Here is a 19456-nt window from a genome sequence, read left to right on the forward strand (position 1 = left end):
TCCCGTATCCGTATGAGCACGAACCGGATGGCGATTCACGCGAGTTCCGACGACAGCACCGACACGTATCTGCTGGAGGGGATCTGAGCCGATGGACGCCGTCGTCCTCGCCGGCGGGTACGCCACGCGACTGTGGCCGATCACGAGACACCGGCCGAAGATGTTTCTCCCATTCGGAGAGACCACCGTCATCGACCGCATCTACGCCGAACTCGAGGCGGAAGAGCGAATCGAGGACGTGTACGTCAGCACGAACGAGCGGTTCGCCCCCGACTTCGAGGCGCAACTCGCAGAAGGCGGCTACGAGAAGCCGCGCCTCTCGATCGAAGAGACGCGCGCAGAAGACGAGAAGTTCGGCGTCGTCGGCGCACTGGCTCAGCTGATCGATCGCGAGGAGATAGACGACGACCTGCTGGTGATCGCCGGCGACAACGTCTTCGACTTCGAGATCGCGAGCTTTCTCGACTACTACGACCGAATCGACGCGCCGACGATCGCCGCCTACGACGTCGGCTCGACCGAACGGGCGACCAGCTACGGCGTCGTCGACCTCGAGGACGACCGCGTGGTCGACTTCCAGGAAAAGCCCGACGAGCCGGCCGGCACGCGCGTCTCCATCGGCTGTTACGCGTTTCCACGCGAGACGCTCTCGCTCCTTCCGACGTACCTCGAGGCGGGGAACGATCCCGACGAGCCGGGCTGGTTCGTCCAGTGGCTCCAGTCGCGAGAGCCGACCTACGCGTACGCGTTCGACGGAACCTGGTTCGACATCGGCACCCGGGAGAGCTACCTCGACGCCGTCGCCTGGCGACTCGGGGGCGAGTCGCGCGTCGACGAGACGGCGACCCTCGAGAACACGACGATCGGCGAGAACGTCCACGTGATGGCGGATGCGACCCTCGTCGACGCCACGATCGAACGCGCGGTAGTCTTTCCGGACGTGACGCTCGAGGCGACGACCGTACGCCGCTCGATCGTCGACGAGGGGGCAACCCTCGGCGGGATCGATCTTCACGGCGCGATGATCGGCGGGTACACGCAGATTCCGAACGATTCACGGCGCTGATAGCGGTGCGCATCGCGGGGGGCGTTACGGCGACTCGGCACTGACCGGGACGCAAAACACCGGCACGTCGGTCTGTCGAACGACGTTCTCGGTGACGCTCCCGAGAAACCACTGACCGATACCGGTTCGGCCGTGCGTCCCCATGACGATCAGGTCGACGCCGCGTTCGCTGGCGGCCGTGAGGATGACGTCCACCGGCGGGCCGGTCGCGATCGTCCCGGAGACGCTGACGCCGGCGTCGTCGGCCTGTTCTCGAATCGCGTCGATCGCCACCTCTCCGTTTTGTTCGAGCGCCTCGAGCATTTCGTCCGGCTCCTGCGCCCGCGATACGCGGCTCGTGTCGACGGAATACAGCGCGTGAACCATCGACTCGAGTCGTTTCGCGAGTGCGACGCCCCACTCGGCCGCGATCGCAGCACCGTCGCTGCCGTCCGTCGGCACGAGGAAGTCGTCGAACGCGACGTCGCCGACGCCGGTCTCGGGTGTGTCGGCGTTCGGAGGAACGGCGAGCACGGGCGTTCTCGCCGTCCGGAGGACGTTCTCGGTGACGCTGCCGAGGAGGACCCTGTCGAGACCCGTCCGCCCTTTCGTTCCCATGGTGACGACGTCGATCTCCCGTCGCTTCGCGTACTCTCGGATCGTCTGAAACGGCGTTCCTCGCTTGATCGTCGTCGTCACGTCGAGATCCGGATCGTGGGCGGATACCATCTCCGCGACGGTTTCCACTGCGTCTTCCGCGTCGGCCTCGAGCGTCGAGCGGAGCGAGTCGACCGCGTCGGTGAGCTCTCCCGAGTCGTGGGGGACGTCGACGACCGAGAGAACGTGTACGTCCGCCTCGGTCCGCGATGCGAGTGCAATTCCGCGTTTCGCCCCCGCGAGGGCACCCTCGCTATCGTCCGTGGGTATCAGTATCGAGTCGATGGGCCGGCTCATAGCCGTCACGTCTTCATCGCCGCAGTGGATAGTTGTGTGGGGTACGGGAGCGATTCGATGTCTCTCGGTCGTCGGCTCGACGCACTGACGTTCGACGGTCCGCCACGGTGGGGCGCTCTCATCCCGACCGATCCAGCGCGTCGACGACAACCTCGAGCAGATCGACGAGCTGACGGGGTAAGAGGAACCGCTCGCGAACGTGCTCTCGGGCGTTTTCGCCGAACTCCGCTCGACGCCGATCGTCCTCGAGGAGATCCGCGACCCGGTCCCCGGCACCCGAGGCGTCGTCCGGGTCGACGAGATAGCCGGTTTCCCCGTCCTCGATCTGCAGCGGAATGCCCCCGACGTTCGACCCGACGACCGGCGTGCGCTTCCAGAGGGCCTCCGAGACGACCAGTCCGAACCCCTCGCGCAACGATTTCTGGACGACGACGTCCGACAGACGCTGCAGGACGTTCACCCTCGCATCGGGCAGATCGGTCACCACGTGTACGTTCGGATCGTCGACCGCTTTGCTGGCGACTTGCTCGTACAGCTTCTCCCCTTCCGGATCGTCGCCGGCCATCCCCCCGGCCAGCGCGAGCTGGAGGTCCGGAACGCTCTCGCGTGCGCGACGGTACGCCTCGAGCGTGCCGAACTGATCCTTCCACGGATCGAACCGCGACACCTGCGTCACGACCGGCGCGTCGAACGAGAGCGGATCCATCCGGTCGCGTTCTGTCGCCATCGTCCCCTCGTCGAGCGAGCGATTTTTCTCCGTCAGCGGATCGATCGACGGGTAGACGATCGTCGTCGGGGCGTCCATCTCGATTTCGTAGGCCGATCGGCTGAAAATCGCGTGATCGACCCTGTCCGTGTATTCGGAGACGAACGCGAGGTACTCCTCGGACGGATCGGTGAGGTCGACGTGACACCGCCAGACGATCGGTGCGTCCGGCATCGTCTCCTCGAGCCGATCGATCATTCCCAGCGGTTGCGGATCGTGAATCACGACGAGGTCGTACTCCTCGTCGAGTTCGACAGCGTTTCGCTCGGTAACCGCTCGGTAGGTCGCTTTCATTTCCCCTGTCAGGGGGGGTCCGCTGCCCTGGAGCCCGTTGTGCATCGCCTTGGTCACCTCGAAGAAGTCGTCGTCGGCGTCCACGACGAGCCAGTCGGTACCGACCTCGAGATCCTCACACACCGGAACGATCGACCGGAGGAGTTCGGCGACGCCGCCGCCGGTCGCGGTCGAATTGACGTGGAGTATCCGGCGGTCGGCCAGCGTTTCCGCGAGTGACCGGAGCCGTTCGAGTCGACCGTGGCCCGTCACGTCGGTGTAGGCCTCGATCGTTCGATCGGGGAGTGATGGGGCGTGCATCGTCGTGTCCGTCGTACCACGAGCGGTAGTATCAGTTGTGGGGGCAGGAGACATCACCGATGATCGGGCCGACTCTCCGGTCGAACCCGGAGAACAGAGTCGGGTCTCGGACAAACTGCATCTTGGGTCGGGCGGTTACGGCATCTGTTAACGACGTGGGGTCGTACGTTGCTTCGGACAACCCACCCACACGGCGCGTGAGCAATCGGGACGTCGACGTCGAGTACTGTTCATCGTTCCCATCACTTAGGGATTATCGTAGCCTCCCGGAGGTCTCGAAACCGGGCCTTCGACACTGTGTCTCGGTTCTTCAGCGGGGAACTATGAACTCCTACGATAATCCCTAACTGCAATCAGTCCGTTCTCTTGGAAGTGCGAGTTATTATTCACAGGTTGTCACGATAGTGGCACCCGACACGTCAGGAACGCTTCCCGTCATATGACGGGTCTGGATCCACTATTTACGCAGGTACTTATGTAATGGGCCTTTCCCTCGAGGTTCTGGCAACGATCGCTGCTTCCCAATTGTGATCTATATGTCAGATACCGGACAGTACGGATATTTGGATGTATCCGTGCCAATGATAGTCCCCGGCAGGGTGCGTACCGATACGAAATCGATCACTGCCACCGGTCTCGAAGCCGACACTCCTCGAAACGGCGAGTACCCCTCGGGTCGGTCTCGGACTGACTGCTGGAAACCAGTACCGTCGACGGTCGGCCTCGGGATCTCCGGTTGGCGGCGATAGCCCTCCTCAGATAGCCTTCTCAGTCGTCATTACCGTCATCTCCAGTCGAATCTGTCGTCTGATAGAAGTCCGCGTGGGGGTCGACCACGTCGACTTTCGGTGGCGCGGATTGTCGGACGATGAAGACGTCGTAGGCGTCATCGGCGGCGATGTGGACGCCGACACTCGTCAGGGGCGTGACGACACGTCCGACGTTCTCGCTGCCGAGGAAGACGACGCTCGGGTCGTGTTCCAGTGCCAGTCGTTCGATGTGGCCGGCGATTTCGGTTTCGGGGGGAAATTCGCGAAGCCGCTCGTATTCGAACGCCGCCGATGGGGCCAGGGCCCGAACCTGTTCTCGAAGCCGTTCGACGACCGCATCGACGTCGTACGCCTCGTCCTCGTCGATCCACCCTTTTTCTCGAGCGTATCGTTTGCGTTCCGGAACGACGGTGATGGCGACGATACCTTCCTCGAGGACGTGATCGTACTCGAGTGCTCTCACGAGGGCTGCTTCCGCGAGCTCCGATCCGTCGAAGGGGACGACGAACGTCATGGGTCCTTTCTCCACGCCCTCGTCAATAACTCCGCGGGGCTGGACGGACCCTGTCTCGCAGTACCGGTCCAACCGCGAACCGATCGCGGTTACCACCGCCGAGGGGGTATTATACCGACGGATCGCGTACCACTCGATATGAGCGACCGAACTCTCGTTCCGTACGACGGCTCGCCCCCGTCGGTGAAGGCGCTCGAGTACGCGTTCGACACGTTTCCCGGCGCCGACATCACCGCCCTGTACGTCGTTCCAGCGCCGGAGGGGTATTGGTCGGCGTTTCAAGGGTCAAAAGAGGGGCGTTCAGCTCCGGACAGGGCTACCGACCGCGGACGGGAAATTCTCGACGAGGCGACCGAAATCGCCGACGAACACGACCATGCCCTGGATACGGAACTCGTCGTCGGAAAGCCGGAGCGCGCAATCGTCGAGCAAACTGTGGACGGGGCGTACGACACGGTCGTTATCGGAAGCCACGGCAGAGAGGGAATCTCGCGGGTCCTGCTCGGCAGCGTGGCGGAAACCGTCGTTCGTCGAGCGCCGGTTCCCGTACTCGTCGTTCGTTAACCGATTCCGGGTCGGCGCCGACACGTCCTCGGGACCGTCGATCGGTATATTGATCACGCCAACTGATACATACGTGTACAGGATGATTCCGAACCGACGTACCGGAGTGTACCTCCTGTTGGTCGGTGCCGTGTTGGCGACGATTACGTCTCTCGGATTCGCGGCCCGACAGACCCCGTCGGATCCCGACCGGGCGGTGCTCTATCTCGCGATCGGGTGGATTCCGTACACGGTCACGTTCTATCTGCTCGGCCGTCTCTTTTCTTCACCGGGTGCGCTCCCGAGTATGCGCGCTGCGGACATCGGCCTCGGTATCGCGCTCGTTTCGCTGCTGTTGAGCCTCGGACTCGACGCGTGGGGATTCACTCCGGCGGCGGTTCCGATCGTCCACGTTCCCCAGGCGATCGGGATCTACGCCGGCCTCGCGTTGTTCGGGTGGGGGATCGGCCGCCGTTCGAACGCACTCACACGCCGGGATTGAGCAAACGCGAAGCGTTTGCGATGTTCGGCGAGTCCACGACAAAAAGAGCGAATCGACGTGAAGAAGGGGACTCGCCGGGAGTGATCACGGCGCGGTCGAGACGGCGTTTCCGTCTCGGCCGACGACGAGGACGTCACAGTCGCTGTGTCGGGTCACGCCTTCGGTGACGCTGCCAAGCATCATCCGACTGATTCCTCCCCTCCCTCTCGTTCCCATGACGATCAGATCCGCATCGATCTCCTCGGCGTACTCGAGGACCTCCCGAACCGGTACTCCCTGACGGACCTCGGTCGTAATCGAGACGTCGCGTTCTCGAGCCTGGTCTGCGATCTGCGTGACGAACTCGTCTGCGCGCTCGCCGAGGACCGCCTCGGCGCTTCCGGTATCGCCGGGCAGCGAAACGGCTCCGAGCGGACCGGTCTCGGCGACGGAGAGTGCGGCGACCGTCGCGTCGAGTGCCGACGCGAGTTCGAGTGCTGTATCCGCTGCTGCATCGGCGTGGGAACTTCCGTCGGTCGGAACGAGTATTCGTTCGTACATACACTCGAGATGTCCTCACGGAGTATAAAAATGGGCCCCCTCTCGATACTGTACGAAGCTGTCTGCGTCCGGTCGAGGCGTCTCTCGGCGGGGGTCAATCGTCAGCGAGACGGCTGACTGACGAGCCGATCTCTTTGACCCTCGTCGCCTGTTCTTCGTTCGCAACGGCGACGCGTTCGACCTCCTCGGCGACGTGGTCGGCTTGCTCGAGGAGTTCGTCGACCATGGACGCGACTTCCTCGGTGCTTGCGGCCTGGTCGTCGGTCGCGGCGGAAACCTCTCGTATCCCGCTCGAGGCCTCCTCGACCGCGTGTGCGATGTCCTGAAGCGTACTCATCGCGTCGTTCACCTGTTCGATACCTCGATCGATCTGTTGGGTCGTTTCCTCGAGACTCGCCACCGCGTCGGCCGTATCGTCGGTGACGTCTTCGACCAGTTGCTCGATCTCTCCCGCGTACTCCTGGGACTCTTCGGCCAGCGATTTGACCTCGCTGGCGACGACCGCAAACCCGTCACCGGCTTCACCGGCGTGTGCCGCTTCGATACTCGCGTTCAGCGCCAGTAAATTCGTCTGGTCGGCGATATCGTTGATCACTTCGACGATCTCGTCGATTTCGTCGATCCGGGCTTCCAGGGTGGAGACGTCAGCGGCTACGTTCGCCGTCGACGCGTCAATCGTCTCCATCAACTCGATCGCTTCGGTCGCCGCCTCCCGACCGTCCGCTGCACGCTGTTCGGCCTGTTCGCTCGTCGATGCGACCTCTTCGGCCGTGGAAGCTATCTCTTCGACGGTTGCCGACATGTTCGCGACTTCGCCGGCGACCGTTTCTATGGATTCGGTCTGGTCGTGGGCCTCCTCGCTGATTCGTTCGGAACTCGTCGCGACGTCCTCGACCGAGGACTCGAGTTCCATCATCGGGTCCTGTATCTCGTCGGTGACCTGTTCCATCAACTCGTCTTGCTCGTCGATGACCGCGTCCAGACGCTGGCTGTAGGAGTGGATGTACGTATCCATCGCCATCTGCTGGTCGAGAGTTATCACCTTCAATAGCGACTTGACGCGAGACTCCATTTCGTCTATCGCTTCCGTCGCTTCGAGCGAACCGTCCTCCCGTCCGTCCGGTGTCCGAGCAACGTCAGCTTTGAGATCGTCGCCGATAGCCCCGATGAGGTGTTCGTAAAAGACGGTGTACGCTCCGAGGTAGATCTTCGGCCCGAGATCCAGGATATCGTGGATGCGTCCGATCCGTGCCCGATTCTCGAAGTGCGATCGGCCGTACTGCCCATCGAAAAGCTGGGTGAGATATCCCCGTTGCGTTCGTTTGAGTTGGCCGACTGTTTTCGAGGACCGATCGAAGATTTCGGCCGTTTCGTCGTGCGCCTGGAGAACGTCGTAGAACTCGTCGACTGCGTCGTCGATAACCGGTTCAGTCACTCCCGCTAGTTCCTCGAGTCGTTCGCGATCGGCTGAGTCAAACCCTGTAAATTCTTTTCGCCATTCGATTTCCCCCTCGTCGATACCGATCTCACTGCACAACTGCGCCCCGTCAATGTCTCGTCTGACTTCCGCGGTTATCTCTTCGCCCCTGGTTGTCATCTCATAGATGATAATCGCTGATCGCCTGTTATAAGCACTGGCCGAAAGCCGGGACACACATCAACGAGTACAGTCACTTTGTCGAAAGGTGTCACGGTCTAAATATAGTAACAACTGAAACGATTATCACACCGATCGCCGATTCGTCCCGCGATCTGGTGTGCAATCTCGTGAACCGTTCGTGACGCGAACGCAGTACTCGCCTGGAACGGCACTGGCACCACCTCGAACTGTTTGCACACCGATCGCAGTATCCGCGATTTTCACTTCCTTCGATTGCTCGCGGCTCCCGTCGGTCCCCGCTCGACGTTTCGCGATTCTCCCAGTGTCCGCACGCTCTCGCGAGAGCCGTTGTTATCACCGCTGACCTCTCTCATATGGGTTGCTGTGACGATGTACCGGTGGGACCGCTACGTCACGGTACCACCAGAAATGGCCGACAGCAGACCGTATCAGTCCGATCCCTCGGGATCTGTGCGACGGTCCGATTCCGGGACGTAGACACGATCGGAATAGAGCAACGCGACGCAGGCAACCGCCAGCACCGTCCCGATCGACATGACGAGATAGCCCGAACGCATCCCGAGATGCTCAAGGAGGTAACCGATGAGCGTGGGAAACGCTGCGCTGGTCAGCGTCGCGGCCGTGAAGATGTAGCCGAACGCCCGCCCCTCGAACGCTGGGGGTGTGAGGTCGCTGATAAGCGCGTCTCGAGCCGGGTTGACGCCGTAGAGACCGCCACCGAGGACGAACAGCACGGCGATCAGCGTCGCCGGGTGCAACTCGAAGAGGGCGAGCGCCACCATGCCGACGGTCGCGACTCCCATACAGCAGGCCAACACGAGCCGCGAGTCGTACTCGTCGGTCACCCCGCCCAGATACAGTTGCGTCGCGGCACCGGCGAGTAACACCAGCGCGAAGTAGCCGCTGGCCACCGACTCGGCGCCGACGTGGACGCCGAAGGCCTCGAACGAGTGGGCGTACACCGCGACCAGAAAGGCCGGGAGAAAGGCGGTGATGGCGTGGCTCGTCGCGCCACTCGAGACGAAAAAGACGTAAATCGCGGTCATCGGATAGAGGAAGGTTCGACGTTCCTCTCGGACCAACTCGGACGTCGTCACGCCCGCGTCGCCCTCCGTTCGTTGCCCGGACGGCATCGTCTCGAACTCGTCGCTGCGGAGTGCGAGGTAGAGTGCGATCCCGTAGAGGACGCCTGCCGTCCCGATTGCGAGGATGATCTGCTCCCAGGACAGCACCAGGATCAACCCGGCGATGGCAGCGGGCGTCGCGGCGTCGCCGAGTTTCGAGGAGGCCCCGAAAAAGCCGAGGATCTTCCCCTTGTTCCGCTCGTCGACGTTGTCCGTGATCATCGGGTAGCCGGCCGGGTGAACGACGGCCAATCCGATCCCAACGATCACCATCGCTGCGGCCATGACGAGGAACCCTCCTTCCAGGGTCGCACCGAGGACCGTCACGGCGGGGAGCGGCCCGCCGAGAACCGGCGCGAACGCGAAGAGGACGTACGCCCCACCGGAGAGTGCGAGTCCGGTCGGGAGGAGGTATCGGCGGTCGATTCGGTCCGCGAGGACGCCCAGCGGTGCCTGCACGACACCCATACCGATCGAGTACAGCGTTATCAACAGCCCCAGTTGCCACAGTGGATACTCGAGCGCGACGGCGAGGACGGGAATGAGCGGCGGCAGCACGCGGTAAAAGACGTGCTGGGCAAAGTGCGACGAACTGACCAGGATCGTAAACTCGAGTTCTCGTCGCGACAGTCCGGACATCGGTCCTACGTGGCCGACCGCGGCTCTTGACTCTCCCCGTCTCGGCAAACGCGTTCAATTGTCACTTCAAAACCAGTATCAGGCGAACGGGACCACCTCCGGAAGGGGGAGCAGTGGCACCATGAACAGGCCGACGAGCGTGACCAGGCCCATGAAAACCGGAACGAGGACGACTGCGTAGTTTGTCCCCTCGAGAACCCGGCGGATATCTCCTTTCATTCGGGTGAGAGACGGCGTCGTACTCCCTCGGAGAAGCATCATCTCGAGGGCGAACAACACGACGGTTGCCCCGGCAGACATCATACAGAACGGGCATATTTCGCCGATGACGCCGAGTTGCAGGTAGACGAAATACGCCGAGAACGCGACACCACTCGCGGTGATCGGCGTCAGGATCTTGATGAGCAGCGGGTGTCGGGTGTCGTACCACCACAGCGCGAACCCGATCGTCGTCAGATAGTAAAACCCACCGAGGGTCGCAAGCGGAATGCCGAAGACGTAAGCCCACTGGCTCGTGATCACTTCGATACTCCCCTGGACCGGTGCATCAGCCGGAATTGCGGGAATTGCGAATAGGTGTATCGCGGTCAGGGCGACAGTCACCAGCCAGCCGAGGACTGCAACGAGTGTAAAGAGGCCGAACAGGATCGTCACACGCGGCGAGTAGCGCCACTCGTAGTCGAATTCCATCGACCGTTGTGATTCGGTTATCATACAATACTGCATTTGAGGAGGAGACACTAAAGTATTGTGTATGAATCCCAACTCCATGAACAGAGTGCACTCCCAAACTGAACCGAGTGCGCCAGCCCCATACGGGCTGGTAGTCCACTGCCCCGGTGGAACCACACCTGTCTGTGACCCTGCCAACAGACCGATACAATAGACCGCACGAACCGGTCCACACACCGGTCGCACTATCCGCGGTTCTTTCTCGTTTCACCGAGAACTATCGTCGTCCGTCAGCGCTTCGTGGGCGTCGTCGTACGTGTCCTCGAACTCCCGGACGAGCGTTCCCATCTTCGCGTACCAGTCGCTGAGCGTTCGTTGCATCTCGCGTGTGACCACCGTGGGATCGGTCGGGTAGTACACGTGGTAGTATCCGCCGTCGTCGTAGTTGATCTGTTCTTTCTCGAGCAACCCACGCTGGTGCAATCGCTTGATCGATCGGTAGGCTGTCGAGCGTTCGCGGCCGACGCGTACGGCTATTTCGTCGACCGTGAGCGGCCCGTCGCTTTCGACCATCGTTCCGTAACACTGCCTGTCGAGCGGCTTGAGGCCGTACAGACACTCAAGCAGACTCTCACACTGCATGTTCCGGTTGAGTTGATCGGTTACTGACGATGACATGGCTCTTACCGACCGTACGTGACGCACTGCTATAGATCTTGTGGACAATATACAATACTATGAATAACTGTGTCTTCGGGCTTGCACCGAATCAATCGTGAGGGTGGAATCGCTTGATCGCGCGGTCGACGGCCTTCGTCTGACCGATAAACGTCACGCGGTCACCCTCCCGGAGTTCGTGGTCGCCGGTCGGAACCTCGGTCGCGCCGTCGCGGTGGGTAAGCAAGCCGACGATACAGCCGTCGGGAATCTCGGCGTTGAGTTCGGCGATCGACTTCCCGACGAGGTCGGTGGCGGTCACTTCGATCTCCTGGACGTCGCCGGTCCGTCCCAGTTCGTTCATCCACGCCGACAGCGACGGCCGCTCTAAGACGTTCTCGAGCGACCAGGCGGTCGCCATCGAGAGGTCGATCGCGTGGACGCCGAGCGATTCGAAGGCACCCACGTTGTCGGGCTGGTTGACCCGCGAGGCGACCTTTTCGACGTCGTAACTGGTCTTCGCGAGCTGGCAGACCAGCAGGTTGACGTCGTCGTCGGGCGTCGTCGCGATGACCGTCTTCGCGTCGTCCGCGCCCGCACGTTCCAGAACGTCGGCGTCGGTGCCGTCGCCCTCGAGCGCTCGGAGGCCGCGTTTGCGGGCTTTCTCGACCGCGTCGGGGTCCCTGTCGACGAGGAGTACGTTTTCACCGTCCTGTTCGAGCCGTTGCGCGAGGGACAGGCCGACCCGTCCCCCGCCGACGATTATCGTGCGCATTGGTGATACCTCGAGGTAGTTCGCGATCTGTCGTGCGAGGCCGGCCTGAAGGACGACCGTCGCGAAGATGATGAGAAAGACCGTCCCGGCGAGTAGCTGTGCCTCCTGCGGTCGGCCGAGCGCCTGCAACTCGACGGCGAACAGCGTCGCGACGCTCGCGGGGATGATCCCGCGCGGGCCGACGGCGCTGAGAAAGAGCCGCTCGTTTCGCGTAAAGCGGTCGATAGACATCGTCGAGAGGTAAATTACCGCTGGGCGAAGCACCATCGTTACGGCGACGACGACGAGGAGTCCCGCCAGACCGAGCGAGAAGATGTCTCCGAAGTCGATCAACGCCGCCAGTGCGACGAAGACGAACGAGAGGACGACGACCGAGACGTCGTCGAGGAAGTCGATCACCGCTTCGTGGTAGGGGAGATCGACGTTCCCGAGGACGAAACCGGCCGTCGCAGCGGCGGCGATGCCCGTCTCGCTCGCGATCAGTTCCGCACCGCCGTAAGCGACGACGATTCCGGCGAGGACGATCAGCCTGGCGTGAAGCGGCGCAGCACAGGGCCTGGACCGTCCGCGGTCGAGCACCAGCCAGACGGTGGCGGCGACGGTCGCGCCGACAGCGATCCCGACGAGCAACCGCAATGCGAAGTTGCCGACGAGGGCGGCCGGCGTTCCGTTACCGGCGACCAACACCTCGAAGACGACGACGACGAGAATCGCCGCGGTGACGTCGTTGATCACACCTTCTCCCTCGAGGACGGCGGCGACGTGATCGCGGACGGTGACGACCTGCAGGATGGGGCCGATCACCGTCGGTCCGGTTGCGATCAACAGCGCGCCGACCAGCAGGCCGACCTCGAAACTGGTCTCGAGGAAGACGACCGTGGCGGCGGCAGTCCCGAGCCAGGTGATCGCCGCGCCGACGGTGATCATCCTGAACAGCGCCGTCGGGCTCTCGCGGAGCTTCTCGAGGCGGAGGTGATAGCCCCCCTCGAAGAGGATGATCGCGACGCTGACGCCGACCATCGCAGAGAGGCCCCCACCGAACGTCTCCCGGGAGACGAACCCGAGTATCTCGGGCCCGATCGCGATCCCGGCGACGATCAGAAAGAGGACGCTCGGAATTCGTAATCGGTCGGCGAGGACTCTGGAGGCGACCCCGAGTGCGAGCACGAGCGCGACGGTCGCAACGAGATTCACGGTTGACTATCGTCACCGCTTCCGAAAGAGTTAGCGGTCAGACAGATGCATTTCTGGCCGTCTGTCGGTGTCATTAGTCACCCCTGTCGGGGGCTGGCTGTGTGTCGGGTTCGTCCGTCCCACCCGATCGGACGACCTGATAGAGGATCATCGACGCGACGGCGAACGACGAACCGACGAGCAGGAGGACGCTCACCAGATCGAGCGCACCCGTCCCGAGCCAGTTCGCCAGTTCCGAAAGCGCGATGCCAGCGCTCGCGAGCACCATCATGATGCCGAAGTAGACGATCACGTCGTCTTCGTCGACGGTCGCCGTCGCCGCCGAACCGATCCGCGCGCCGAGTGCGCTGCCGACCAGCAGCAAGGAGACGACGGTCAGGTCGACGCTACCGGACATCCCGTACGTGAACGCTCCGAACGCCCCCGAGAACAGGCCGGCAAAGAGGCTGGTCCCGACGGCGGCCGAAAGCGGCGTCCCGATCAGGTAGTAAATCGCCGGCATTCGGATGAAGCCACCGCCGACGCCGATCAGGCCAGAGACGAGGCCGACGCTCCCGCCGGCACCCGAGATCGTCCACAACGAAGCCCGCCCGCCAGCAGTCAGTGAAATCATCGGCGGTACGGAGTACGACTGGATTTTCTGTCCGACTGGCGGAATTTCGTCGTCGCTAACGTCACCTGCGTCGTCCTCGTCGTCCTCGAGGTTGGACGCTCGACGGAGGAACAACGCGCCGATCCCAGCCAACAAGACGACGTACGCGACACCCGTGACGAAATTGGCGATCCCCAGCGCCTCCAGACCGAACACGAGTCGGCTCCCGAGTTCGATCCCGATCGAAAGGACGACGAACATGATCGCACCGAGTTTGTAGTCCACCTGTCCGATGTCGTAGTGTTTCAGTACGGCGATCACGGAGGTGCCGAAGTAAAACGCCAGTCCGCTCCCGATCGCAACCGATGCGGGGTAATCGAGCAACAACAGCGTCGGTGTGATCAGGAAGGACCCACCCATCCCGAAGAAACCGAACAACACCCCGACCATGAAGCCGAAGCTCACGAACAGCACCAACAGGGTCAGACTGAGTCCCAGTACTTCCATCGATTACGTCTTCGTCATCGTTTCGATCAGCGGCGTTGCGACTCGCTCGAGGATTCCGTACCCGACGTAGAGGGCGACTGCCTGGACGAGGATGGCGCCCACGACGAGCGTTGCCTGTACGGGTGCAGAGAGGGATTCGATCATGCGTCCCGACCTCCGTTCGCGTTCGTTAGTGTGCGGGTCATGGATTTCTACTCGGTATCCACTACCCGGAGTGTGCGTATAACGCTTTTGGGAATGGCGTACAATATTACTGTGGGATATGCCACGGCTATCCAACCGAAATATCTCCATACGTTATGCAGATATCGGGGGATCAGCGACCGCTCGATTCACCCCGGCGCGTCGTGACGCACGCGTGATAAGTCTCCTGCGCGAAACGGCGCAGTGTGCGGTCGATCCAAAGCGCAGGAGGGCCAGCGGACAGTTGCAGTGGAGACAGTGGACAGACGTGTGTACATGCGCACGGTCGCTGATCGACGCGAGCGTCCGGATACCATCGACGTTCTGGATCGGCATCGATAGTCCGGATGGCTCTAACGCTCCGAAGGGGTCGCACCGAAAGCGACCGTCACTCGTTTCCTATTCTCTACTATATTGGGCATTCAAAACAATATTATACCGTCGTCACCTACGACCAGTATGAAAGCGGTACTCGCCACCGACCTGTCGGCTGCCAGCGAGGCGACCATCGAGAACGAAACCTGTCTCGGGTGTCTCGGACGCATCGGCATCGAGGAGATGCACCTCGTGACGGTAATCCCGTCGAACGTCCACGCGGGCATGCCCGGTATCGACTTCGAGAAGCGGCGTCGAAATGCGATCAGGAGCTACGAACGCGTCATCGAAGACGCGGGATTCGACGTCGACGTACACGTCGTCCGTGGCACGCCGCATCGACGGATCCGGGGCATCGCCGAAACGATCGGCGCGAGTTTGACGCTGGTGGGATCGCGAGGGAAGAGCCCCCTCGAGAACCGTGTCATCGGTTCGACGGCGCGCAACCTCGCGCGGACGACCGAGACGCCGCTTCTCGTCAACCGAATCGAGCGCGCGGCCGACGACCCGGACGTTGTCAGGCAACATCTCTTCCAGCGGATGCTGTACGCGACGGACTTCTCGGATAACGCCGAGCGTGCGTTCGAGGCGTTTTCGTATCTCCGCCATGCTACGCAGGAAGCGACGCTCGTTCACGTCGAAACGCCGAAGGATCCGGGACCGTCGGACGACACCGATCCCGAAACGCAACTCGGTGAACGTGCGGAGCAACTCGAGGGGTGGGGCATCGAGACGCGGACTGAAATCCGTCGTGGCGACCCGACCGACGAGATACTCGCCGCAGAAACGACGTACGATCCGACCACGATTCTCGTCGGTTCGCGCGGTCACAGCCGGTTGCGTCGATTGCTTCTCGGCAGCGTCTCGGAGGATCTGGTCGCTCGAGCGAACGGAAACGTGATGCTCGTTCCGCCCGAGCGGACGCGGTAAGGACTGGTTCGGACTATCGTCCCTCAGTGGTGTAAACCGAGTCTCACCCCGTCGATGGGCCAATCCTCCGACCACTGCCGTTGCCGCAATCGGCCAGCGGTGGATCTCGGTTCGATGGTTGCCAATATTGTGTAATGTGCGCAAACCTTAAACAGCCACACATCGGACTACCGTGTGTAACGGCGACGGTACTGGACGAGACGAACGAACGATTCCCAACACTCAACGATGACACGATCAGAGACGCTGACGACGTACGAATTGACGGGCGAACGACTCAGTCCGAAACGCACCCGAATCGATACCGGTGACGCCGAGTTCGTCGTCGGCAAGGACGTCAATCCCGTCGAGTATTTCCTTGGGGCGATCATCGGCTGTCTGAACTCGACGGCCACGATGGTCGCCCGCGATATGGACCTCGAGATCGACGACATGGAAATATCGGTCGAAGGAGACGTCGACTACGCCAGCTACCGCGGCGAGCCATCCGACGTCCGCCCCGGCTTACAGGACCTCGAGGTGACGATCTCGGTCGTGGCCGATGCCGACGATGACGAACTGGCGGCCTGGCTCGCCGCCGTCGAGGATCGGTGTCCGGTCACCGACAACGTCGAGAACGAAACCGCTCTCGAGGTCGCCGTGGAGTCGGCCTGAGAGCGGACGGACGTAGTTTCGCGTTCGGGGTGTATTGCTCGTGTCGCCAGACACACTCCCTGGCGAACCAGTTTTATCCTCGACCCCAACGAACGATCGAGTATGGACGTAGACAACGATCTTCTCAGACTCGTACTGCTCGTCGTCGCAGGCGTCTTGCGCTGATACCTGTGTTGATGATGGCCGTTGCCTGGCCGATGATGGGTCTGTGGGGCGGCGGACACATGTGGACCGATGGAACCGGAAACGGCTTCGGTGCGGTGGCGTCGTGGCTGGCGATCTGGATTCCGCTGGTGGTAGTCGTCTTCGCTGGGACCTACCTTCTGTACAGAATAACGGGAAGCGACGAGCGGAGAGACCGGGACGAAGCACTCGAGGAGCTACGCCTTGCCTACGCCCGCGGTGACCTCACCGACGAAGAGTTCACAAACCGACGCGAGCGACTACAGCGTGAGAAGTAGGCGGGACGAACGCATCGGGGGCCGTCACCGGTCGAGTCGAACTGGACTAGCCGATCGTCAGCAGGCGATCGGAGGACGTCACGACCTCGAGAAGATCGGACATCGTCGACATCGGACAGTACTCGCTCTCCTCGCTGTTCCGGAGTTCCAGACAGGTTCCACACGCCTGTAGATCGCCGCCAGCGTCGAGGAACGCCTCCATTCGATCTCGGACGTCGAACTCGCCGTCGGTGATCTCTTCAGCCTCGACGCCCTCCCCGAGGAGAAATACCGAAACCTCGTGGCCGTCCTCGAGGGCAGTGATACCGAGACGAAACGCGTTCCAAGCACGTTCGGGATCCGCCGTCTCGAGAACGATTCCGAGGCTGTTTGCGGGTCGCGTCGCGTTCTGAGATGCCATAGTTGTGCATACTGCACCCAATATAATAAACTAACGGGTTGGCACGGGAAGGTCAAACGGGGTCGAAGAGCACATCCGAGCCACGTGTCGACGGCCATGCCGCAAGCGACCGTCGACCACTTCGCTTCTTTCCACTCGACAGCCACCACGCGCCGGAAAAACCATCGGTTTAGCGGTAGAGGTGTCGCCGGGGAAGTCCTCAGTTCTGACGTGTCGAGACGGACTTGATGTGGAACTGGTGTAGTGCTATTTTTGCACAATATTCAAATACTCGCGGCCCCTCGAACTAGCAATGACCGACACAGCGCACACGGAAACCACCGCCGAAGCGAACGCAGCGCAAACGCCCGTCTGGGTGGACGACGCGACCGAGTACGACGAACTGCTCGAGTCCCACGACCTCGTGTTACTCGAGTTCGTCACGTCCGGGTGTGGAATCTGCGCGTCGATGGAACCGGTTCTCGGGTCGGTCGCGCGAAGCGCGCCGGGTGCGGTCGCCGTCGTAAACGCCGGACTCGTCCCGGAGCTCGCCGCAGAGTTCGACGTTCGGAGCGTTCCGACGCTTCTCGTCCTCGAAGACGGTGTGGAACTCGAGCGACTGGACGACGGATTTCAGTCCGCCGAGACGCTCGTGAACGTACTCGAGGCACACGCCGACTCGTAACCGGCGGTGTTCGTGTGCCCGAACGTCCGGTATCGATCGAGTTGGTTGTACTGGGAAGCAACGAGTGTCGTTCCTCGAGACGCAGTGTGCGTGGGTTTAACTGTTATAGCGTCGTCCCCCCCGTACTACCACGTATGAGCGAAACCGACACTGGGTCGGCCGATGCGGGGCCGTTTGCGGAACAGCAGCGGCTTTTCAAGCTGCTGTCCCAGGATACGCGCCACCTCGTTATTCAGGAGCTTCTCGGCCATCCCGCACACCTCATGTCGCTCGCCGAACTCGAGTATATGACTGGAAAGAGCCAGGCGGCCATCAAAGACCAGCTGGAGACGCTAATCGACGCCGGAGTCCTCGCACGTTACACGTACGAACCGAGCGAGGAGAAACGCGATCTCCCCTCGAAGTTCTACGGATTCACGGAGCGAGGCGTCGAAATCCTCCACGATTACAAGTATCTGCGTGGACTCCCGGTCGCCCGCGCCCTCTATGAAAACACACGCGCAAAACCGAGAAAGTCGAACGTCACGAGTCGGCCCCACGCCCGGAACTTCCCGACGCTGTTTCGGCGGCACTCGAGTTCGACGAGCCCCATCTCGAGGCCGGAAACTGAATCGGTGTCAGTTAATCGATTCTTTCCGGAACAACGTGAGTTGGCTCGAACTGCGTAGCTCGTCGGACCCGCGCCGAGTTCGGGTCCCGAAAAGTGCGGGTGGCGAGCGGCCGCTCGCGGTTGCGCTCGTTACGGAAATTCCGGTCAGAACCCCGAATTCCTCACCGAAATCGGAGGGTAAAAGTCCGTCGAGTACTGGGATCTAGCTACGTATGGCCAGCCCCATCGTTGGTGGTCTGTGCGATCAGGCGACCGTCGAAAAGCGGGTCGAATCCGGAGCCGCTCCCGACTGGGTCGGCGCTCACTGGAACACGTTCCGCGACGGACTCCTCGGTGAACGCAACGAATCGCCGTTTCCGTGTTACTTCGGCGTCGAATCCGTCGCGAACGGCGATCCGTTGTACACCGCCGTCCCCTCGCTGAGCGACGCCGACGCTTTGCTCGACCTCGGGCGAACGATCCTCGAGTACCTGGAGGTGTACGAAGATCACAGCGACCGAGCCTCTCTCGTCACGTTTTTCAAGCCGCCTCGAGGTGAGTTGACGGAGGCGGAGTACCACGACGCGCTGTGGCACGTTCTCCAGTTCCTCCACGTTCACGATCCCGAGCCGTGGCCCGAGGAGATTCCGACCGACCCCGACGATCCCCACTGGGAGTTTTCCTTCGGTGGCGAGCCGATGTTTCCGACCTGTCGGGCACCGTTTTACGACACCCGAAAGAGTCGATACTGTCCCATCGGGCTCGAGATTACGTTCCAGCCGCGTCGCCTCTTCGAGAATATGGACGTCACTGCCGACACGGAAGCCGGTCAGCGTGCTCGGGACGTCATCCAGGATCGACTCGAGGACTACGATGGAGTCTGTCCACACGCCGACCTCGGCGACTGGGGTGTCGAGGGTGACCGCGAGTGGCCACAGTACATGCTCTCGGAGAACGACGATCAGGCCCCGGACGACTGTCCGATCAATATCAGTCGCGAACACCCAAAATCCGACGCGCTGAGAGGGGGCCGGAACTCGCGATCACCCCACGTCTGATGTGGGTTGGGTCCGACGGTTACCCCCGTGACCGCTATCTCCCTTTTGTACTACCGGTGTCGAGGCTTCTCGCGTGACACTGTGATTGTACAATATTCACAAACCCTTTTACTCCCGTACCCCCTATCCGGAG

The 19456-nt window shown here is 61.9% G+C and carries 21 protein-coding genes; 9 read left to right on the plus strand and 12 right to left on the minus strand.

Features of this window, described 5'->3' with window-relative positions; translation table 11 throughout:
* Positions 1 to 91: 91 nt before the first annotated feature.
* Positions 92 to 1066, plus strand: a complete 975-nt coding sequence (locus EA473_RS08430; protein ID WP_124195218.1) for a sugar phosphate nucleotidyltransferase — start codon at positions 92 to 94, stop codon at positions 1064 to 1066.
* A gap of 24 nt (positions 1067 to 1090) precedes the next feature.
* Here the strand turns inward: EA473_RS08430 and EA473_RS08435 are convergent, their stop codons facing one another.
* From EA473_RS08435 to EA473_RS08445, 3 genes are all read right to left on the minus strand, one after another.
* Complete coding sequence (locus EA473_RS08435) at positions 1091 to 1999, minus strand: universal stress protein (RefSeq protein WP_124195219.1); 909 nt, start codon at positions 1997 to 1999, stop codon at positions 1091 to 1093.
* A gap of 118 nt (positions 2000 to 2117) precedes the next feature.
* A complete protein-coding gene (locus tag EA473_RS08440; protein WP_124195220.1) occupies positions 2118 to 3359 on the minus strand; it encodes a glycosyltransferase in 1242 nt (413 codons plus the stop codon).
* A 768-nt stretch (positions 3360 to 4127) separates the two neighbouring features.
* Positions 4128 to 4643 carry a universal stress protein gene (locus tag EA473_RS08445; protein WP_124195221.1) on the minus strand — a complete coding sequence of 172 codons (516 nt, stop codon included), beginning with the start codon at positions 4641 to 4643 and terminating at the stop codon, positions 4128 to 4130.
* 138 nt (positions 4644 to 4781) lie between these two features.
* Between EA473_RS08445 and EA473_RS08450 the strand changes: the two genes are divergently transcribed.
* Complete coding sequence (locus tag EA473_RS08450) at positions 4782 to 5207, plus strand: universal stress protein (protein ID WP_124195222.1); 426 nt, start codon at positions 4782 to 4784, stop codon at positions 5205 to 5207.
* An 82-nt stretch (positions 5208 to 5289) separates the two neighbouring features.
* The gene (locus tag EA473_RS08455) at positions 5290 to 5688 is read left to right on the plus strand and encodes a hypothetical protein (protein WP_124195223.1); all 399 of its coding nucleotides are present in this window, start codon (positions 5290 to 5292) and stop codon (positions 5686 to 5688) included.
* A gap of 84 nt (positions 5689 to 5772) precedes the next feature.
* On the opposite strand, the gene EA473_RS08460 is transcribed toward EA473_RS08455, so the two are convergent.
* From EA473_RS08460 to EA473_RS22235, 8 genes are all read right to left on the minus strand, one after another.
* Positions 5773 to 6228 (minus strand): universal stress protein, encoded by a 456-nt coding sequence (locus EA473_RS08460; protein WP_124195224.1) that lies wholly within the window; start codon positions 6226 to 6228, stop codon positions 5773 to 5775.
* A gap of 94 nt (positions 6229 to 6322) precedes the next feature.
* A complete protein-coding gene (locus tag EA473_RS08465) occupies positions 6323 to 7825 on the minus strand; it encodes a globin-coupled sensor protein (protein WP_124195225.1) in 1503 nt (500 codons plus the stop codon).
* Between the two features lie 452 nt (positions 7826 to 8277).
* Positions 8278 to 9612 carry an MFS transporter gene (locus tag EA473_RS08470; RefSeq protein ID WP_124195226.1) on the minus strand — a complete coding sequence of 445 codons (1335 nt, stop codon included), beginning with the start codon at positions 9610 to 9612 and terminating at the stop codon, positions 8278 to 8280.
* A gap of 78 nt (positions 9613 to 9690) precedes the next feature.
* Entirely contained in the window at positions 9691 to 10326 is a 636-nt protein-coding gene (locus EA473_RS08475; protein ID WP_165875235.1) for a vitamin K epoxide reductase family protein, read from the minus strand.
* Between the two features lie 225 nt (positions 10327 to 10551).
* The gene (locus EA473_RS08480) at positions 10552 to 10962 is read right to left on the minus strand and encodes a helix-turn-helix domain-containing protein (protein ID WP_124195227.1); all 411 of its coding nucleotides are present in this window, start codon (positions 10960 to 10962) and stop codon (positions 10552 to 10554) included.
* 91 nt (positions 10963 to 11053) lie between these two features.
* Positions 11054 to 12910, minus strand: coding sequence for a cation:proton antiporter domain-containing protein (locus EA473_RS08485; protein WP_124195228.1), 1857 nt, complete (start codon positions 12908 to 12910; stop codon positions 11054 to 11056).
* Between the two features lie 73 nt (positions 12911 to 12983).
* On the minus strand, positions 12984 to 14009 hold the full coding sequence (locus EA473_RS08490) for a sulfite exporter TauE/SafE family protein (RefSeq protein ID WP_124195229.1): 1026 nt from the start codon (positions 14007 to 14009) through the stop codon (positions 12984 to 12986).
* Between the two features lie 3 nt (positions 14010 to 14012).
* Positions 14013 to 14153, minus strand: a complete 141-nt coding sequence (locus EA473_RS22235) for a DUF7512 family protein (RefSeq protein ID WP_165875236.1) — start codon at positions 14151 to 14153, stop codon at positions 14013 to 14015.
* 498 nt (positions 14154 to 14651) lie between these two features.
* On the opposite strand from EA473_RS22235, the gene EA473_RS08495 reads away from it, so the two are divergent.
* The 3 genes from EA473_RS08495 to EA473_RS08505 all read left to right on the plus strand — a co-directional run bounded on the left by EA473_RS08495 (position 14652) and on the right by EA473_RS08505 (position 16612).
* Positions 14652 to 15497 carry a universal stress protein gene (locus EA473_RS08495; RefSeq protein ID WP_124195230.1) on the plus strand — a complete coding sequence of 282 codons (846 nt, stop codon included), beginning with the start codon at positions 14652 to 14654 and terminating at the stop codon, positions 15495 to 15497.
* 228 nt (positions 15498 to 15725) lie between these two features.
* Positions 15726 to 16151, plus strand: coding sequence for an OsmC family protein (locus EA473_RS08500; protein ID WP_124195231.1), 426 nt, complete (start codon positions 15726 to 15728; stop codon positions 16149 to 16151).
* Between the two features lie 176 nt (positions 16152 to 16327).
* Positions 16328 to 16612, plus strand: coding sequence for an SHOCT domain-containing protein (locus EA473_RS08505; protein ID WP_341538990.1), 285 nt, complete (start codon positions 16328 to 16330; stop codon positions 16610 to 16612).
* Between the two features lie 46 nt (positions 16613 to 16658).
* Here EA473_RS08505 and EA473_RS08510 read toward each other — a convergent pair whose 3' ends face one another.
* Entirely contained in the window at positions 16659 to 17012 is a 354-nt protein-coding gene (locus EA473_RS08510; protein WP_124195232.1) for a DsrE family protein, read from the minus strand.
* 292 nt (positions 17013 to 17304) lie between these two features.
* Here EA473_RS08510 and EA473_RS08515 point away from each other — a divergent pair, with 292 nt between their 5' ends.
* The 3 genes from EA473_RS08515 (at position 17305) to EA473_RS08525 (ending at position 19323) form a co-directional block, all read left to right on the plus strand.
* The gene (locus tag EA473_RS08515; RefSeq protein WP_124195233.1) at positions 17305 to 17676 is read left to right on the plus strand and encodes a thioredoxin family protein; all 372 of its coding nucleotides are present in this window, start codon (positions 17305 to 17307) and stop codon (positions 17674 to 17676) included.
* 134 nt (positions 17677 to 17810) lie between these two features.
* Positions 17811 to 18344, plus strand: a complete 534-nt coding sequence (locus EA473_RS08520) for an ArsR family transcriptional regulator (protein ID WP_341538991.1) — start codon at positions 17811 to 17813, stop codon at positions 18342 to 18344.
* Positions 18345 to 18498: 154 nt separating this feature from the next.
* The gene (locus EA473_RS08525) at positions 18499 to 19323 is read left to right on the plus strand and encodes a YqcI/YcgG family protein (RefSeq protein WP_124195234.1); all 825 of its coding nucleotides are present in this window, start codon (positions 18499 to 18501) and stop codon (positions 19321 to 19323) included.
* The last annotated feature ends 133 nt before the right edge of the window (positions 19324 to 19456 follow it).

It is taken from the genome of Natrarchaeobius chitinivorans (genome assembly GCF_003841505.1).
Classification (GTDB): Archaea; Halobacteriota; Halobacteria; order Halobacteriales; family Natrialbaceae; genus Natrarchaeobius; species Natrarchaeobius chitinivorans.

Excerpts from the sequence above, each read along its gene's own strand:
- EA473_RS08430 (WP_124195218.1), top strand. The coding sequence starts at position 92 with ATGGACGCCGTCGTCCTCGCCGGCGGGTACGCCACGCGACTGTGGCCG.
- EA473_RS08435 (WP_124195219.1), bottom strand. The coding sequence starts at position 1,999 with ATGAGCCGGCCCATCGACTCGATACTGATACCCACGGACGATAGCGAG.
- EA473_RS08440 (WP_124195220.1), bottom strand. The coding sequence starts at position 3,359 with ATGCACGCCCCATCACTCCCCGATCGAACGATCGAGGCCTACACCGAC.
- EA473_RS08445 (WP_124195221.1), bottom strand. The coding sequence starts at position 4,643 with ATGACGTTCGTCGTCCCCTTCGACGGATCGGAGCTCGCGGAAGCAGCC.
- EA473_RS08450 (WP_124195222.1), top strand. The coding sequence starts at position 4,782 with ATGAGCGACCGAACTCTCGTTCCGTACGACGGCTCGCCCCCGTCGGTG.
- EA473_RS08455 (WP_124195223.1), top strand. The coding sequence starts at position 5,290 with ATGATTCCGAACCGACGTACCGGAGTGTACCTCCTGTTGGTCGGTGCC.
- EA473_RS08460 (WP_124195224.1), bottom strand. The coding sequence starts at position 6,228 with ATGTACGAACGAATACTCGTTCCGACCGACGGAAGTTCCCACGCCGAT.
- EA473_RS08465 (WP_124195225.1), bottom strand. The coding sequence starts at position 7,825 with ATGACAACCAGGGGCGAAGAGATAACCGCGGAAGTCAGACGAGACATT.
- EA473_RS08470 (WP_124195226.1), bottom strand. The coding sequence starts at position 9,612 with ATGTCCGGACTGTCGCGACGAGAACTCGAGTTTACGATCCTGGTCAGT.
- EA473_RS08475 (WP_165875235.1), bottom strand. The coding sequence starts at position 10,326 with ATGATAACCGAATCACAACGGTCGATGGAATTCGACTACGAGTGGCGC.
- EA473_RS08480 (WP_124195227.1), bottom strand. The coding sequence starts at position 10,962 with ATGTCATCGTCAGTAACCGATCAACTCAACCGGAACATGCAGTGTGAG.
- EA473_RS08490 (WP_124195229.1), bottom strand. The coding sequence starts at position 14,009 with ATGGAAGTACTGGGACTCAGTCTGACCCTGTTGGTGCTGTTCGTGAGC.
- EA473_RS22235 (WP_165875236.1), bottom strand. The coding sequence starts at position 14,153 with ATGATCGAATCCCTCTCTGCACCCGTACAGGCAACGCTCGTCGTGGGC.
- EA473_RS08495 (WP_124195230.1), top strand. The coding sequence starts at position 14,652 with ATGAAAGCGGTACTCGCCACCGACCTGTCGGCTGCCAGCGAGGCGACC.
- EA473_RS08500 (WP_124195231.1), top strand. The coding sequence starts at position 15,726 with ATGACACGATCAGAGACGCTGACGACGTACGAATTGACGGGCGAACGA.
- EA473_RS08505 (WP_341538990.1), top strand. The coding sequence starts at position 16,328 with ATGATGGCCGTTGCCTGGCCGATGATGGGTCTGTGGGGCGGCGGACAC.
- EA473_RS08510 (WP_124195232.1), bottom strand. The coding sequence starts at position 17,012 with ATGGCATCTCAGAACGCGACGCGACCCGCAAACAGCCTCGGAATCGTT.
- EA473_RS08515 (WP_124195233.1), top strand. The coding sequence starts at position 17,305 with ATGACCGACACAGCGCACACGGAAACCACCGCCGAAGCGAACGCAGCG.
- EA473_RS08520 (WP_341538991.1), top strand. The coding sequence starts at position 17,811 with ATGAGCGAAACCGACACTGGGTCGGCCGATGCGGGGCCGTTTGCGGAA.
- EA473_RS08525 (WP_124195234.1), top strand. The coding sequence starts at position 18,499 with ATGGCCAGCCCCATCGTTGGTGGTCTGTGCGATCAGGCGACCGTCGAA.